This window comes from Nitratidesulfovibrio sp. 1201_IL3209, from assembly GCF_036763125.1.
Taxonomy (GTDB): domain Bacteria; phylum Desulfobacterota; class Desulfovibrionia; order Desulfovibrionales; family Desulfovibrionaceae; genus Cupidesulfovibrio.
The window spans coordinates 1-14,269 of sequence record NZ_JBAIYT010000029.1; the positions used below are offsets into that span (position 1 = coordinate 1).

A 14,269-nucleotide genomic window follows, 5' to 3' on the forward strand; every position below is an offset into this window, starting at 1 on the left:
GGTGAAGAGGAACTTCGAATTACACCTCAAAGAATGTGAATGGCGCTACAACAAGCCCCTGCCCCAACTCATTGCCGAAATGAAACGGCTGGTAGCAAAAAACAAAGACCTGATGGTCTAGAGCCATAAGAACTATCGCTCCGGACCTATCGATCCCGGCCAAGGTGTTGCCCCCCAAGGAATCGCAAGCCTTCCGCACCATGACCGCAAGTCCGGCATCATGCAGCCGCCGCGTCCATGGCATGAGCCAGCATTATAGTCCGTGCGGCGGCGCACGCCGTGGCGCCGCGCCGCCGGCCGCCGCCGGGACGGAGCCGCGCCATGCACGGTCTCGCCGGGACATGCCCGGCATGCGGGACGGGAATGCGCCAAGGCATCCGTAAAGAGCGGGAGGCGTCTGGAGATGATGTTCCGGCGGGCGGGCAGAGGCCACCGGGGCGGGGAGAACGGCTCGGCCCGATACGGCCCAGTCCGGTCCAGTCCGGTCCAGTCCGGCCCGATACGGATCAGTCGGCCTTGAAATGGGTGTCGTAGTCCGGGGCCAGGCAGTCCAGGGTACCGCCCATCATGGCCCGGAACCGTTCCTGCGGCGGCACCTGCGGCGCGTCCGGATGCGGGCATTCGGCCTGGCCCTGGGACATGCGGCGCGCCTCGTCCAGGCTGCGGTATTCCATCACCCCGCAATGGATGCACTTGAGGTGGGTGGCCCGGCGGGTGCAGTTGCAATCCACCTTGGCGAACTGATGCTTGCGCATCATGCCCCCTGGCGATCCGCCATGCCCGCCCGCGCGGCAAGGCGGCCGGAACCGGCGAAGCCTCCTTCACCGTCGCGGTGCAGCACCAGCACGGCGCCGATGACCGTGCCGTCCGGCGCGCGATAGGGAGAGACGCTGCACGTGCACGCCTCGCCGCCGGGCAGCAGGCGCACGGGGCCGGACTGGTGCCCGCCCTCGCGCAGGAAGCGGTCCAGGGGCGTGGGCCCGCCGTCCTCGGCCACGCAGTCGGGGCAGCGCACCACGACCGCGCCCGGTGCGGCATCCGCCGTTCCCGGCAGGTCCGTGGCGCCGGACGCCGCCCCTGCTTCCCCCGGCCCGCACACGTGGCGCACCCACGAGGCGTTGGCCATGATCACGTTGCGGTCCAGGTCCAGCAGCACCACATGGTCGGGCATGGCGTCGATGGTGTTGCGCAGGATGCCGAGGGTGGTGCGCCAGCGCTGCTCCGCCTCGATGCGGGCGGTGACGTTGACCACGATGCCCTCGTAGTGCAGCAGTTCCCCGGCCCAGTCGTGCACGGCGGTGCAGTGCTCGGACACCCACAGCAGGTCGCCGTCGCGGCCGTACACCTGCGAGACGAAGCCCGTCACCGTGCCTTCGGCGCGCAGGCGGGCCAGCAATTCCTGCCGCCGCCCCGGAGCCTCGTAGACCTGCTCGTCCATGGAACGCACGCCGGACACCAGTTCGCCCGGCCCGGACCAGCCCAGCATTGCGGCGAAGGCCCGGTTGGACACCAGATAGCGCCCTTCCGGGTCGGCCATGTAGATGCCCACCACGGCGTTGTCGAAGATGGACCGGTAGCGCTGCTCGCTGTCGCGCAGGCGGGCCAGCAGGCGGGTGTGGCGGCGCACGATGCGCAGGTTCATGCGCAGGGCGTCGCCGGTGACCGGCTTGGACATGAAGCCGAGGGCCCCGCTGCCCGCCACCTGATCCATGAGGTCGCGGTCCGTGGCCTCCGTGGCCCCGGTGACCAGAATGACCGGGATGTCGAAGTCTGCGGTGACGGCGCGGGTGGCCTCCACGCCGTTCATCCGCCCGGCCAGCCAGATGTCCATGAGCACGGCGTCGGGCCGCTCGTCGCGAGCCAGGCGCACGGCGTCCTCGCCCATGGCGGCGGGGCCGAGCACCACGTGCCCCTCGCGGACCAGCAGCCCCTTCAGCAGGGCCGCACCGACGGGGTCGTCCTCAGCGATCAGTACGCGCAGCGGCTGCGTCATCGCTCCCCCATGCGGTTGCGTCACGCCCGTGCGCTTCGCCGTTGTCCTTCCACAGCGGGCCTTCGCCGGGGGCCTGCCCCTGTTCCCGCGCCCACGCGGGCTCCGGGGCGGGCACGTCGTCCGCCGCGCCGGTGAAGGCGTTGCGCGGCAGGCAGACGCGGAATTCGGTCCAGCCCGCGGGCGAGGTCTCGAAGCCTACCCGGCCCTTCAGGTAGTTCTGCGCCAGCAGGCGGATGCTGTAGGTGCCGAGGCCGCGCCCCGCCCCCTTGGTGGAAAAGGAACGCTGGAATATCTGGCGCTGCACGTCAGGCCGGATGTAGCCGGGGTTGCGCACCCGGAAGGTGACGCACGCCCCGTCGCAGTCGCAGCCGAGCACCACCTCGCCCTGTTCGGGGGTGGCCTCCAGCGCGTTCTTGACCATGTTGCCCAGCACCCGGCCGAGCAGCGTGGGGTCGGTGACCATGGCCGCGTCGCCCGCGCAGGCCAGCACGCTGAGGGCGCGGTTCCGGGCCGTCTCGTGCCCCGCGTACAGGTTGGCCACGTCGCGCAGCAGTTCCCCCCCGTCAACCGGCTGCGGGTCCACGGGCAACTCGTCGGTCTCGGCGGCCAGCAGCAGCTTCTGGGTCATGATCTCTTCCACCAGCGCGTTGGAGAAGCGGTGCAGGAGCATGGTGTCGCCGCGCAGGTCCAGGGGCACCTCTTCCAGGATCATCTGGGCCAGGTTGCGCAGCCCCCCGGCCGTGTTCAGGATGTCGTGGAAGAAGATGCGCTCCAGCGCGCGCCGCCGCTTCTCATGGCTGATGTCGTTGATGGCGAAGATGACGAAGCGCTCGCCGTCCCGCGTGAACGGCGTGGCGCAGACCTTCAGGTCGTAGGCCAGCACGTCGTCGCCCTTGCGCTGGGTGATGCGGCATTCCTCCACCCTGCGCTGGTCGCCCAGGGCGCACAGCACCGCCTTTACCGCGCCGCATTCGCGGCAGCCGTCGGCCGTGCCGCAGCCGCCGGGGCCGTCGCAGGCGTTCTCGCAACGGAACAGTTCGCCGGGGCGCAGGCCCAGCAGGTGGGCGCCGTCGGCAAGGGACAGCAGTTCCAGCAGGTTGCGGTTGACGAAAACGATCTGGCGGTGCCGGTTCAGGATCAGCACGATGTCCGTCACCGAATCGAGCAGGCTGACCAGGGTGGGGTCCCGGAACAGACCGGCCTGGCGCAGCAGGTCGGCGTCGGCCGAGCGCTCTGCGGGGGCGTGGAACGTGGGCAGGGGCGGGGTCATGGTCGTCCTGTGGTGGCGTTCGGGGTGGCGCCGGGAACGGGCGCGAAAAACGCGAAGATGCCGGACAAGACTTGCGGGCCGTGCGGGGTGCCGGAAGCACCGGGCAGAGCCTACCCCAGGTCCATGAGATTTCCAAGCCGGGGGGACGGGATGGCGGCGGACGGAGAAAGGATGCGGGAGGGGCGCTGTGCGCTGACGAAAGCTGCACGGCAATCCGCCAGGGGCTGTTTCTAAATTAGGATTTTCGTTCGTTGGCAAGGAAAACAAGCCTGCCATGAGGGAGTATACTCTTATCGTATTCGACCGATATGGCAGGCGAAGTTTGACGCAGCCAATGGGCGAAAGGACAATTTAGAAACAGCCCCTAGAAATCGCGCAGGCTCAGGGGCGCGGCATGGTTGGGCGGGCCGAAGCCCCGGCCCGGCGTGTAGCTTTCGCGCAGGCACAGGTTCAGGTAGCGCTGGGCGCACTGCACGGCCGGAATCAGTTCCATGCCGAGGCCGAGGCAGGTGGCGATGGCGGCGGACAGGGTGCAGCCGGTGCCATGGTTGTTGGGGGTGTCCACGCGGGGCTGGGCGAGGGCGATGACGGCCGGTTCGCCGCCATCCCCGCCGGGCAGGCCCAGCCAGTCCACCAGGTCGCCGCTGCCCTCGAAGTGCCCGCCCTTGAGCAGCACCGCCTTGGGCCCCATGGACAGGATGCGGCGCACCGCCTCGCGGGCGTCGCCTTCGGTGGCGATGTCCATGCCCGCCAGCATTTCCGCCTCGGGCCGGTTGGGGGTCAACAGGTCGGCCAGGGGCAGCACGCGCCGCACCAGGGCGTCCACGGCGTCCTCGCGCAGCAGGCGGTGGCCGCTCTGGCTCACGGACACCGGGTCCACCACCAGCGGAAAGTTCTTGCGCGCGTCCAGCACGTCGGCCACGGCCTCGATGATGGGCGCGGAAAACAGCATGCCCGTCTTGGCCCCGGCCACGGGAAAGCCGTCCAGCACGGTGGTCAGTTGCAGCGCCACGAACTCCGCGTCCGGGGCGTGGATGCCGGTGACGCCAAGGCCGTTCTGGGCCGTGAGCGCGGTGATGACGCTCATGCCGAAGCCGCCGAGGGCGATCATGGTCTTGAGGTCGGCCTGGATGCCCGCGCCGCCGCCGGAGTCGGATCCGGCGATGGTCAGGATGCAGGGGGGCGTGGCGTGCGCAGCGTGTGCGGTCATGCGGGGTTCCATCCTGTCTGGGGAAACGGTGCGGTGAAATCCTCGCGGCCTTGCGCGCGGCTAGACCACGGCGTCAAGCAGCAGGTTGTCCCTATGGATAACTTCCGGATAGTGCGCGTCGCCCAGGATGGCCGCCACCTCGTGGCGCTTGTGGCCCATGATGCGCCGCAGTTCCGCCGCCGCGTAGTTGGACAGCCCCACCCCGATGACCGTGCCGTCCTGCGCGGCCACGCGCACCAGCGCGCCGGAGCCGAAGCCCCCCTCCACCGCGCACACCCCGCCGGGCAGCAGGCTTTTGCCGCCTTGCAGCAGGGCGCGGGCCGCGCCCTCGTCCACGGTGACGGTGCCCGCCGGGTCCGACTGGTAGGCCAGCCAGTACTTGCGGCGCGAGACGGTCCTGGCGTCGGCGCGCACCCAGGTGCCGATCTCTTCGCCCGCGAAGGCGCGGGTCAGCACGTCCGGTTCGCGGCCGGGCACGATGAGCGTGGCCACGCCGATCTGCGCGGCGCGCCGCGCGGACAGCAGCTTGGAATACATGCCGCCGGTGCCCACCGAGGTCTTGCCGCCGCACAGCCCGTCAAGGTCCAGCCCGTGCACGTCGTCGATGCAGTCCATGACGCAGGCGGCGGGGTTGTCCTGCGGGTTTTCGACAAACACGCCGCCCGCCGAGGTCAGGTTCACGAACAGGTCGGCTTCCACGATGTTCAGCAACAGGCTGGCCAGACAGTCGTTGTCGCCGAACTTCAGGTCGTGCACGGCCACGGTGTCGTTCTCGTTGACCACGGGGATGGCCCCCCAGTCGAGCAGCGCGGCAAAGGTGTTGCGGGCGTTGAGGAAGCGGTTGCGGCTCTTCAGGTCGTCGCGGGTCAGCAGCACCTGGGCCGAAATGCGGCCGCGCCGGGCAAAGGCTTCATCATAATAATGCATCAGGCGGCTCTGCCCGATGGCCGACGCCGCCTGCCGGTGGGGCATGCCCGAAATCTCGCAGCGGCTGCGCAGCACGCCGCGCCCGGCCGCCACCGCGCCGGAAGACACCAGCACCACGCGCCGCCCGCCTTCCTGCAAGGCGGAAAGCTGGGCCGCCAGCGATTCCACCATGGCCAGGTCCAGCCCTTCGCCGGTGGTCAGCACGGCGCTGCCCACCTTGACCACGACGCAGCGCGCGTCCGTCAGCGACCTGCGCCGCTCGGCGCGCCAGTCGCCCGCCGTATCCGCCTGATCCTGCTTCGCCTCGTTTCGTCCGGACATGCCGTCGCTCCGTTGGGATGCGGGCGCGCGGCCGGCTCGCGCCGGGCCTATTCGCGCACCCAGATCACCTCGATGTCGCTTTCTTCCTCGTCGAATTCCTCGGTCTCGCGCAGGCGCACCAGAGCCTCGTGGGTGTCCAGCGCATCGCGCATGCGCCACATCTCGGCCACCACGTCCTCCAGCCCTTCGCCGGTAAGCGCGGACATGAAGAACACCGTGCGGCCGTCGGCGGCGGCGCGTTCACGCAGGGCCTGCACTTCTTCCGGGGTGCGCAGGTCGATCTTGTTCACCACCTGCAACTGCACCCGCCCGCCAAGGTCGGCGTCGAAGCGCACCAATTCCTCGTTGATGAGGTCGAAGCCGCTCCAAGGACCGTCGGACCCGGCGGGACTTTCGAGGGACACGTCCTCCACGCTCAGGATGTGCACCAGGAACCGGGTGCGCTCCACGTGCTTCAGGAAGCGGTGGCCAAGGCCCTGCCCCGCGTGCGCCCCCTCGATGAGGCCGGGAATGTCTGCGATGACCAGCCGCTGTTCCGGGTCGGCGTCGTCGATCATCACGCCGAGGTTCGGGGTCAGCGTGGTGAAGGGATAGGCCGCGATCTTAGGCCGCGCCGCGGACACCTTGGAAATGAACGTGGACTTGCCCGCGTTGGGCAGGCCCAGCAGGCCCGCGTCGGCCAGGATCTTCAGCTCCAGGCGCAGCGAGCGCTCCTGGCCCGCCTCGCCCTTCTGGGCGAAGCGCGGGGCGCGGTTGGTGGACGACTTGAAGTGCTCGTTGCCCTTGCCGCCGCGACCGCCCTGGGCCACCACGAATACCGTTTCGGGATCGGAAAGGTCGGCCAGCAGGGTTTCGCCGTCGTCGGTCAGCTCGTAGATCTGGGTGCCCACGGGCAGTTCCACGGTCAGGTCGTCGCCCTTGCGGCCGTGGCACTGGCTGCCCATGCCGCCTTGGCCGTTCGGCGCCTCGTAGGTGCGTTGCAGGCGGAAATCGTAGAGCGACAGCAGCCGGGAGGAGGCGCGCAGGATGACGCTGCCGCCGTCGCCACCGTCGCCCCCGTCGGGGCCGCCGCGCGGCACGAACTTTTCGCGGCGGAACGAGACGCAGCCGTTGCCGCCGTTGCCCGCGCGAACCGTGATGGTGGCTTCGTCGACGAAGCGCATGATGATGCCTGCCTTGAATGCTGTGGATGTGCGCTGGATGCGGCGCCGGGGTGTCCCGGCGCGCCCCGCCCGCCCCGCCCGGCGAATCGGGCATGCCCGTGCGCCGCACGGGACCATAGGGAACCGGGGCGAGGCCGGGGCGCGGGGCAAACACGAAAGGGGCGGAAGAACGCTGCGCGACTTCCGCCCCGGAAATGCAAGCCGTGGACGTGTATGTGCGGCCGGGCCTACGCCTGGGCGGGCACCACGTGCACGCGGGTCTGGACCTTCTTCTTGCGGGTGTACTTTTCGTACTTCACGGTGCCCTCGACGGTGGCGAACAGGGTGTAGTCCCTGCCCATGCCCACGTTGTCGCCGGGGTGCACGCGGGTGCCCAGTTGGCGGACGAGGATGTTGCCGGCCAGGACCTGCTCGCCGCCGAAGCGCTTCACGCCGCGGCGTTGTCCGGCGCTGTCGCGACCGTTGCGGGAACTGCCGCCTGCTTTCTTATGTGCCATGACGTGTTCTCCTTGGCGCTAGGCCTGGATGGCCTTGATCTTCAGGGCCGTGAAATCCTGGCGGTGGCCCTGCTTCTTGCGGGAGTCGTTGCGGCGCCACTTCTTGAACACGATGAGCTTTTCGCCGCGACCGTGCTCGACCACCTCGGCGGTGACCTTCGCGCCTTCCACATAGGGAGCGCCGACGGAAAACGCGCCGCCGCCCAGCATCAGAACCTTATCGATGACAATTTCGCTGCCGGCTTCGGCCTCGAGCTTCTCGACGAAGATCTTGGCGCCTTCCTCGACGCGGAACTGTTTGCCACCCGTTTCGATAATCGCGTACATTCGTAACCTCCATGACGAGAGAGGGCTGACTTATCCTCATTCGGGGCAGGAAGTCAACCCCGGAATGGCATCATGCGCCGCCGGACCCCGGCAACGTTCGGAAAAATCCGCGCGGACGGCCGTGCGCGCCGCGTCCCGGGGCGTGCATACCCGGCGCGCGAGCCCCCGGCATGCGGGGCCGAAGTCGATAGCACACGCCCATCCGTCCCGCAAGGTCGGGATTCCCCCCTTCCGCATTCGGGCCGCGCACCACGCCCTTGCCGGATTTTCCGCTTTTTCCAACGATGCTGCCTGGCAGCAACCACTCACCGCCCCACCTGCCCGCACGCCGCGAAATTTCTAACAGACGCCCCATGGTTCCGGAGGTATATCACTTCTCGAGTGTGTCTCGTCTCGCGTCCGGGGGGAACCCCGCACCAAGGCCCTCCCCCAAGGCTGTTCCCCCCGGACCACCAAAAACGCGAGCACACCGGCAAGCCCCGCACGCGGGGCCAACCAGACGGCGCAGGCCGTCTTTTTTATTGCCCTCCCGCCCAAGCCTTTCCAGAGTGGTCCGCCCCGGCGCGCGCGCCCCTTCCCTTCCCGCACCATCCCGGCTACCATGCACACCGCCATGCCCCGCGTGGCAACGTCACCAGAAGAGGTCGGCATGAAAGGCATCATCCTCGCCGGGGGGTCCGGCACGCGGCTCTATCCCATCACCATGGGCGTCTCCAAGCAGCTCATGCCCGTGTACGACAAGCCGATGATCTATTACCCGCTGTCGGTGCTGATGCTGGCGGGCATCCGGGATATCTGCATCATCACCACCCCGGCGGACCAGCCGCGCTTTCGCGAACTGCTGGGCGACGGCGCGCAGCTTGGCCTTTCGTTCACCTACATAGAGCAGCCCCGCCCGGAAGGGCTGGCCCAGGCCTTCCTGCTGGCGCGCGACTTCCTGGCCGGGGAACCCAGCTGCCTGATCCTCGGCGACAACCTGTTCTACGGCGACCGGCTGTCCTCGCTGCTGGAGCAGTGCTCCGCCCTGGAACACGGCGGCATCGTGTTCGGCTACAAGGTGCGCGACCCGGAACGCTACGGCGTGGTGGAGTTCGACGCGGCGTGCAAGGTCGTCAGCATCGAGGAAAAGCCCGCCGCGCCCAAGTCGCGCTTTGCCGTCACCGGCCTCTATTTCTATGACGGACGCGCCCCGGAACTGGCCGCGCGGCTCACCCCCTCGGCGCGCGGCGAACTGGAGATCACCGACCTGAACAACCTGTACCTGAGCGAGGGCAGCCTGTCGGTGGAATTCCTGGGACGCGGGGTGGCCTGGCTGGATACCGGCACCTTCGAATCGCTGCACCAGGCCGCCTCGTTCGTGCGCGCCGTGCAGGACCGCCAGGGGCTGAAGATCGCCTGCATAGAGGAAATCGCCTGGCGCAAGGGCTACATCGGCGACGACGCGTTGCGCGCCCTGGCCGCCCCCATGCTGAAGAACGACTACGGCCGCTACCTGATGGACATCATGGAGGACCGCCTGCGGGCGTGACCGCCGGATTGGGCCGGATTGGGCCACCGCCGGGCAGGCTCCGGAAGGCGGAAACGAACGGCGGAAACGACAAGGGCCGCCCCTACGGACGGCCCTTGCGGAAAACTGGCGTTGCGCGCACCGGCGCGCCTGAAACCCCGCAACACCCCGGCGAGGGGAAGCGGCGCGGCGGCGAAGGATGCCCGGCGGACAAGGCCGCCCGGCCCCCCCTAATGATGCATGTGGTCGCCCTTGCCGATGCGGTAGAACGCGGCGGCCACGATGACACAGAAGTAGATAGCGATCAGGCTGACGCCCACGAAGCCCTGCGGGGTCGAGTGCATCGCATTCTGAATCAGCTCGTTCAGCATGTCCGGACTCCTTGTGCGGCCCGGCGGCGGTACGCGGCCGCGCAAGACGGCCGCCACGGCGTTTCGGGCGGGGATTGACGTGAACACTCCAGGTCCGCAGATTACTTGCCGCTTTTCCGGCAAATGTCAAGCGTGTCGTGAATTCCCGCACAAGGGGCGGAAACTTGCCTCGCGCGCCGTCCCGCTGTACATGGCCGGGCCCCCACATCCACAACATATTCATGGAGACACCATGTCCGATACCACCCTCCGCCCCGGCGACCTTCTGGAACTGACCGTGGACGGCCTTGCCGCGGGCGGCCGCGCCGTGTGCCGCCACGAGGGCCGCGTCGTGTTCGTGGCGGGCGGCCTGCCCGGCCAGCGCGTCCGGGCGAAGTTGACCACGGTGAAGCGCCGCTTCGCCGAGGCCACGCTGGACGCCGTGCTCGAACCTTCGCCCATCCAGTGCGCCCCGTTCTGCGCCCACTTCGGCGATTGCGGCGGCTGCGCCTGGCAGGATCTGCCCTACGCCGAGCAGTTGCGCTGGAAGGAACGCTTCGTGGTCGACGCGCTGGGGCGCATCGGCGGCCTGCGCGACGCCAACGTGCTGCCCATCCTGGCCTCGCCCGCCCAGCGCGGCTTCCGCAACAAGATGGAATTCGCCTTCAGCCAGGACCGCGACGGGCAGTTGCGCCTGGGCCTGCGCCGCCGCGCCTCGCGCGCGGTGGTGGACATCGCCGAATGCCACCTGCAGACCCCGCTCACGGTGGCCGTCGTGGCCGCCGTGCGCGACCTGGCCCGCGAAAGCGGCCTGCCCGGCTGGGACGACCGCAGGCAGGACGGCTTCTGGCGCTTCCTGGTGGTGCGCGAGCCGGAACTGGGCCGCGAGGCCGCAACCGGAACCCCGTCCGGGAACGAATCCACGGGAGGCGCCGGGCCGGGCCGTCAGGGACGCCAGTGCATGGTCCAGTGCATCACCGGGCGACACCCCGGCGCGGCGCAGGCCGTGTCCCGCCTGGCCGAAGCGCTGCGCGCCCGCTTTCCCGAGGTGACCGGCGTGGTGCATTCGCTGCGCCTGGACCCGGAACAGGTGGCCTACGGCGAACGGGTGCTGGCCGTGGACGGCGACGCCGTGCTGACCGAACGCCTGGGCGGCAACGACCTGCTGCTGGGGCCGGACTCCTTCTTCCAGACCAACACCGCCGCCGCCAACCTGCTGTACGACGAAGCGCGCCGCATGGCCGCCGCCGGTCCCGACGACACGGTGTGGGATCTGTACTCCGGCGTGGGGGCCATCGCCCTGCACCTGGCCCGCACGGCCGGAGCGGTGCGCGGCTTCGAGATCACGCCGGAGGCGGTCAACGACGCCCGCGCCAACGCCGCGCGCAACAACATCCTGAACTGTTCCTTCGTTTCCGGCGACGTGCGCGCCAGCCTGCGCCGCGAACGGCCGGGCGAGGGCGCATCCCCGCGCATCGTGGTGGTGGACCCGCCCCGCGCGGGCCTGCACGAGGACGTGGTGGAGGCCGTGGCCGCCCACCGGCCCGAGCGCATCGTGTACGTTTCGTGCAACCCGGCCACCCTGGCCCGCGACGTGGCCCTGTTCGCCGCGCGCGGGTATGCGCTGCAAGAGGCGCGCCCCGTGGACCTGTTCCCCCATTCGCCCCACGTGGAATGCGTGGCCCTGCTGATCCGCGCGGAAGCGTAGGGCCGCGCAGGAACGGGGACGGCGGTAACCGTTCCGCCCCCCTCCCTCCAGCCCCCCAAAAAGTAACGCCCGCCCATGGTGCTGACCATGCGGCGGGCGTTTTCATTCGCTGAATAGAGACGCCTAGTGCGCGCCCCCATGCAACAGCGGCTTGAAATTGAAACTGCGCACCCGCTGCTCGTTGTGGCAGACCACGCAGCCCTCCATGGTGGGCTTGTCGATGAGCGCAACGTCGCCCCCCGAATCCACGTGGGCGGAGCCGGGGCCGTGACAGACCTCGCAGCCCGCGTCGGCCAGATGGGGGGTGGCCTCGAAGCTGACGAATCCGCCCGGCCTGCCGTAGCCGGTGGTGTGGCAGGCGTAGCAGCCCTGCACTTCCTCGCGGGTCAGCTTGGAGGACATGACCTTCACGCTGTGGGCGGACTTGGACTTCTTGGCGTACTTGCGGAAGGTGGCGTGCTGGTCGGCGTGGCAGGGGGCGCAGGCGTCGGTGCCCACGTAGGTGCGTTCCCCGGCGGCCAGGGCCGGGGTGGTCAAGACCGGGGTGGTCAACAGCAGAAGCAGAAAGACCGGCAGCAGGATGGGCAGGACGGCAGGCAGATGGCGGCACGCAACGGCAGGCTCGGTCAGGCGCATGGCATCCCCCAGAATCGGTTCCGGCGGTTCGGCACGACGGCACGTTCGATACGGCGTTGCGCATTGGTATCGCGTTACAACCGCACAGTCCAGCCTTCTTGAATGGTTTCGCGTGGCTTCGTCGCCGGGCAGGAAGGCGCGCCGACCGGCGGCCGCGACGCGCCCCCCTGCCGCCGATTCGCCCGGCGCGCCCTATCCTCCGGACGCGCCCGGCTTCTCGTAACGCGCACCGGTCATCCGTTCCGGCACCAGCCGGAAGAAGGCCGTCTTCGCAACCGCCGCCTCATTGACCGGGGCATCCGGGTCGCGAACCGCGCTCAGCAGGGCGCGCACCGCCACGGCCACGTCGGCCGGGTCGTGCAGTTCCTGGGGCCGCCCCCAGGCCAGCACGCTCGTGAAGCGCATGGAATACCTGCACCCCGTGCCGTCCGGCGGCCGCACCACCTCGGCGTACGGCACGAACGAACAGCAGGCCGTGCCGCCGCGCCGCAGCAACTCCACCTTGTGCCCCTTGCGCGAGGAGTGGAAATAGATGGCGCCGTCCGCCACCCCGAACGACAGCGGCACCGCGTAGGGCTCGTCGCCGTCGCACAGCGCCACGGTCATCCACGGGCTGGCGGCCACGGCCGCCCAGATCTCACCCGCATCGGTCACTTCCCTGTCCTTGTGGCGCATGATTCCTCCGGATGCGGCCGCGTGCCCGCGAACCTCGCGGCACCGCCCTTCCGCTGTTGAATTGTTCAGGCAATCAGCAAACATGTCCGGCACTTCGATGGGGAATTTTTTCACGAACTCCGTCCCCGCGCGTTGACGCCCACCGGCGGCTGTGGTAGACACGTGCCGACTTGTGAACGTTTGCACGAAGTGCCCCATGCGGCCGCCCGCTCCGGAACGGGCGCGGCAGCCACGGGACGGTGCCTATGTTCTTCAAAGATTGGTTCAAAATCAACGACAAGAAATACCTCGACGCCATTTCCACCGCCGGGGTCATCGGCCTGCACATGGTGTCGGCCACGGTGGTGGGCCTTGCGATGGGCTGGTATCTTGATCGTTGGTTGGGAACGAAGCCGTGGCTCACCGGGGTGTTCCTGATTCTCGGCATCGTCGCCGGGTTCAAGAACGTCTGGCTTGACTCGCGGAGGCTCCTCAAGGCCCAGGACAAGGAAGATGCTGAAAAGTTTGGCCCGAAAGACGGATGAATGGCTGTGGCACAAGGGATTCCGCGCTGCGGAAATCCGCTTGCTGCTGCGCTGCCAGATCCTGGTTTCGGGGGCGTCGTTGCTTGCCGGGGTCGCGTGCGCGCCTCTCTGGGACTGGGGGTTGTGGTTCGGCGTGGGGGCCGCGCTATCGACCTTCAATTTCTACGCCTTGGCCAGGTTCGTGCAGGGCATCGTCTTCATGCCCTACACGCGCGCCATGGCGGCCGGGCTCATGTTCAGATTCTACGGTCGGCTGCTGCTTACCGGTCTGGTCCTCTTCGGCCTGATCGTATGGCTAAAGGTCTCTGTCTCCGCGCTGCTGGCGGGGCTGTCCACGTGCGTTCTCAGCATCGCCGCGTGGGGAATAGCCAGGGGCGCAGGACAAAAAGTGAAGGAGGCGTAAGGGAATGGCTGGTGGATTGCCGCATCCGGTACTCTGGTCCACGCTGCTGCATGTGGACGAGGTGACCATCGGTGGAGCGACCGTCGAGTTCAAGCATGTCTTCTACACGTGGTGTGCCATGGCCGTCCTGTTCAGCCTGGGCCTTCTGGTCCGTGGCGGGCTGAAACTGGTGCCCGGCGGCATACAGAACGTTTTCGAGGTGGTCATAGGAGGTCTTGAAGACTTCGTCGTGACCAACATCGGCGAGGATGGACGCAAGGTGTTCCCGCTGCTCGGCGGCATCTTCCTGTTCATCCTGTTCCAGAACCTGCTGGGCCTGGTGCCCGGCTGCGACGCGCCCACGGCCAACGTGAATACCAACGCTGCCATGGCCGTCTTCGTGTTCCTGTACTACAACTATCAGGGCGTCAAACGCTGGGGCCCGGGCTACATCAAGCATTTCATGGGTCCCATGTGGTGGCTTTCGCCGCTGATGCTGCCGCTGGAACTCATCTCGCACACCGCGCGCCCGCTTTCGCTGACGCTGCGTCTGTTCGGGAACATCCGCGGCGAGGAAATCGTTCTCGTCCTCTTCTTCCTGATGGCCCCCCTCGTGGGCACCATCCCGGTCTACTTCCTGTTCATGATCGCCAAGGTTCTCCAGGCGTTCATCTTCTTCATGCTGACGATGATCTACCTGAAGGGCGCGTTCGAACACGCCCATTAATCTCGAAGGGAATGGTCAACCGACCAAAACAACCATACGCTAAGAGGAGTTT

General features: G+C 68.3%; 16 protein-coding genes and 1 pseudogene. 6 read left to right on the top strand and 11 right to left on the bottom strand.

Annotated elements, in window-relative coordinates; translation table 11 throughout:
• A pseudogene (locus V6B97_RS13005) lies at positions 1-121 on the top strand (IS1595 family transposase); the annotation flags it as partial.
• Positions 122-506: 385 nt separating this feature from the next.
• On the opposite strand, the gene V6B97_RS13010 reads toward V6B97_RS13005, so the two are convergent.
• The 8 genes from V6B97_RS13010 to rplU all read right to left on the bottom strand — a co-directional run bounded on the left by V6B97_RS13010 (position 507) and on the right by rplU (position 7,708).
• Positions 507-758, bottom strand: a complete 252-nt coding sequence (locus tag V6B97_RS13010) for a hypothetical protein (RefSeq protein WP_442935489.1) — start codon at positions 756-758, stop codon at positions 507-509.
• Positions 755-1,993 (bottom strand): PAS domain S-box protein, encoded by a 1,239-nt coding sequence (locus V6B97_RS13015; RefSeq protein WP_333506934.1) that lies wholly within the window; start codon positions 1,991-1,993, stop codon positions 755-757. Before V6B97_RS13015 ends, V6B97_RS13010 begins: the two co-directional genes overlap by 4 nt.
• Positions 1,962-3,263: a HAMP domain-containing sensor histidine kinase gene (locus V6B97_RS13020; protein ID WP_333506935.1), complete on the bottom strand. Its 1,302-nt coding sequence runs from the start codon at positions 3,261-3,263 to the stop codon at positions 1,962-1,964. The genes V6B97_RS13015 and V6B97_RS13020 overlap by 32 nt, the downstream gene beginning before the upstream one ends.
• 364 nt (positions 3,264-3,627) lie before the next feature.
• Complete coding sequence (gene thiD / locus V6B97_RS13025; RefSeq protein WP_333506936.1) at positions 3,628-4,473, bottom strand: bifunctional hydroxymethylpyrimidine kinase/phosphomethylpyrimidine kinase; 846 nt, start codon at positions 4,471-4,473, stop codon at positions 3,628-3,630.
• A gap of 60 nt (positions 4,474-4,533) precedes the next feature.
• The gene (gene proB / locus V6B97_RS13030; protein ID WP_333506937.1) at positions 4,534-5,721 is read right to left on the bottom strand and encodes a glutamate 5-kinase; all 1,188 of its coding nucleotides are present in this window, start codon (positions 5,719-5,721) and stop codon (positions 4,534-4,536) included.
• A 47-nt stretch (positions 5,722-5,768) separates the two neighbouring features.
• Positions 5,769-6,884: a GTPase ObgE gene (gene obgE / locus V6B97_RS13035; RefSeq protein ID WP_333506938.1), complete on the bottom strand. Its 1,116-nt coding sequence runs from the start codon at positions 6,882-6,884 to the stop codon at positions 5,769-5,771.
• A gap of 227 nt (positions 6,885-7,111) precedes the next feature.
• Entirely contained in the window at positions 7,112-7,381 is a 270-nt protein-coding gene (rpmA, locus tag V6B97_RS13040) for a 50S ribosomal protein L27 (protein ID WP_035066468.1), read from the bottom strand.
• A gap of 18 nt (positions 7,382-7,399) precedes the next feature.
• Positions 7,400-7,708 (bottom strand): 50S ribosomal protein L21, encoded by a 309-nt coding sequence (gene rplU / locus V6B97_RS13045; protein ID WP_007523828.1) that lies wholly within the window; start codon positions 7,706-7,708, stop codon positions 7,400-7,402.
• Positions 7,709-8,357: 649 nt separating this feature from the next.
• Between rplU and rfbA the strand changes: the two genes are divergently transcribed.
• Positions 8,358-9,236: a glucose-1-phosphate thymidylyltransferase RfbA gene (gene rfbA, locus V6B97_RS13050; protein WP_333506939.1), complete on the top strand. Its 879-nt coding sequence runs from the start codon at positions 8,358-8,360 to the stop codon at positions 9,234-9,236.
• Between the two features lie 209 nt (positions 9,237-9,445).
• On the opposite strand, the gene V6B97_RS13055 is transcribed toward rfbA, so the two are convergent.
• Positions 9,446-9,586, bottom strand: a complete 141-nt coding sequence (locus V6B97_RS13055; protein ID WP_333506940.1) for a hypothetical protein — start codon at positions 9,584-9,586, stop codon at positions 9,446-9,448.
• A 232-nt stretch (positions 9,587-9,818) separates the two neighbouring features.
• Here V6B97_RS13055 and rlmD point away from each other — a divergent pair, with 232 nt between their 5' ends.
• The gene (rlmD, locus tag V6B97_RS13060) at positions 9,819-11,273 is read left to right on the top strand and encodes a 23S rRNA (uracil(1939)-C(5))-methyltransferase RlmD (RefSeq protein ID WP_333506941.1); all 1,455 of its coding nucleotides are present in this window, start codon (positions 9,819-9,821) and stop codon (positions 11,271-11,273) included.
• Positions 11,274-11,396: 123 nt separating this feature from the next.
• On the opposite strand, the gene V6B97_RS13065 is transcribed toward rlmD, so the two are convergent.
• Positions 11,397-11,909, bottom strand: a complete 513-nt coding sequence (locus V6B97_RS13065; protein ID WP_333506942.1) for a cytochrome c family protein — start codon at positions 11,907-11,909, stop codon at positions 11,397-11,399.
• Between the two features lie 192 nt (positions 11,910-12,101).
• A complete protein-coding gene (locus tag V6B97_RS13070) occupies positions 12,102-12,584 on the bottom strand; it encodes a pyridoxamine 5'-phosphate oxidase family protein (RefSeq protein WP_333506943.1) in 483 nt (160 codons plus the stop codon).
• Between the two features lie 245 nt (positions 12,585-12,829).
• On the opposite strand from V6B97_RS13070, the gene V6B97_RS13075 reads away from it, so the two are divergent.
• From V6B97_RS13075 to atpB, 3 genes are read left to right on the top strand one after another with little or no spacing between them, the layout of a single operon-like run.
• A complete protein-coding gene (locus V6B97_RS13075; RefSeq protein WP_333506944.1) occupies positions 12,830-13,108 on the top strand; it encodes an AtpZ/AtpI family protein in 279 nt (92 codons plus the stop codon).
• A complete protein-coding gene (locus V6B97_RS13080) occupies positions 13,077-13,511 on the top strand; it encodes an ATP synthase subunit I (protein WP_333506945.1) in 435 nt (144 codons plus the stop codon). The genes V6B97_RS13075 and V6B97_RS13080 overlap by 32 nt, the downstream gene beginning before the upstream one ends.
• 4 nt (positions 13,512-13,515) lie before the next feature.
• Positions 13,516-14,217, top strand: a complete 702-nt coding sequence (gene atpB / locus V6B97_RS13085; protein WP_333506946.1) for a F0F1 ATP synthase subunit A — start codon at positions 13,516-13,518, stop codon at positions 14,215-14,217.
• Positions 14,218-14,269 lie beyond the last annotated feature (52 nt).

Bases quoted from the DNA above. Each gene is read 5' to 3' on its own strand.
- V6B97_RS13010 (WP_442935489.1), bottom strand. From the start codon at position 758: ATGATGCGCAAGCATCAGTTCGCCAAGGTGGATTGCAACTGCACCCGC.
- V6B97_RS13015 (WP_333506934.1), bottom strand. From the start codon at position 1,993: ATGACGCAGCCGCTGCGCGTACTGATCGCTGAGGACGACCCCGTCGGT.
- V6B97_RS13020 (WP_333506935.1), bottom strand. From the start codon at position 3,263: ATGACCCCGCCCCTGCCCACGTTCCACGCCCCCGCAGAGCGCTCGGCC.
- thiD (WP_333506936.1), bottom strand. From the start codon at position 4,473: ATGACCGCACACGCTGCGCACGCCACGCCCCCCTGCATCCTGACCATC.
- proB (WP_333506937.1), bottom strand. From the start codon at position 5,721: ATGTCCGGACGAAACGAGGCGAAGCAGGATCAGGCGGATACGGCGGGC.
- obgE (WP_333506938.1), bottom strand. From the start codon at position 6,884: ATGCGCTTCGTCGACGAAGCCACCATCACGGTTCGCGCGGGCAACGGC.
- rpmA (WP_035066468.1), bottom strand. From the start codon at position 7,381: ATGGCACATAAGAAAGCAGGCGGCAGTTCCCGCAACGGTCGCGACAGC.
- rplU (WP_007523828.1), bottom strand. From the start codon at position 7,708: ATGTACGCGATTATCGAAACGGGTGGCAAACAGTTCCGCGTCGAGGAA.
- rfbA (WP_333506939.1), top strand. From the start codon at position 8,358: ATGAAAGGCATCATCCTCGCCGGGGGGTCCGGCACGCGGCTCTATCCC.
- V6B97_RS13055 (WP_333506940.1), bottom strand. From the start codon at position 9,586: ATGCTGAACGAGCTGATTCAGAATGCGATGCACTCGACCCCGCAGGGC.
- rlmD (WP_333506941.1), top strand. From the start codon at position 9,819: ATGTCCGATACCACCCTCCGCCCCGGCGACCTTCTGGAACTGACCGTG.
- V6B97_RS13065 (WP_333506942.1), bottom strand. From the start codon at position 11,909: ATGCGCCTGACCGAGCCTGCCGTTGCGTGCCGCCATCTGCCTGCCGTC.
- V6B97_RS13070 (WP_333506943.1), bottom strand. From the start codon at position 12,584: ATGCGCCACAAGGACAGGGAAGTGACCGATGCGGGTGAGATCTGGGCG.
- V6B97_RS13075 (WP_333506944.1), top strand. From the start codon at position 12,830: ATGTTCTTCAAAGATTGGTTCAAAATCAACGACAAGAAATACCTCGAC.
- V6B97_RS13080 (WP_333506945.1), top strand. From the start codon at position 13,077: ATGCTGAAAAGTTTGGCCCGAAAGACGGATGAATGGCTGTGGCACAAG.
- atpB (WP_333506946.1), top strand. From the start codon at position 13,516: ATGGCTGGTGGATTGCCGCATCCGGTACTCTGGTCCACGCTGCTGCAT.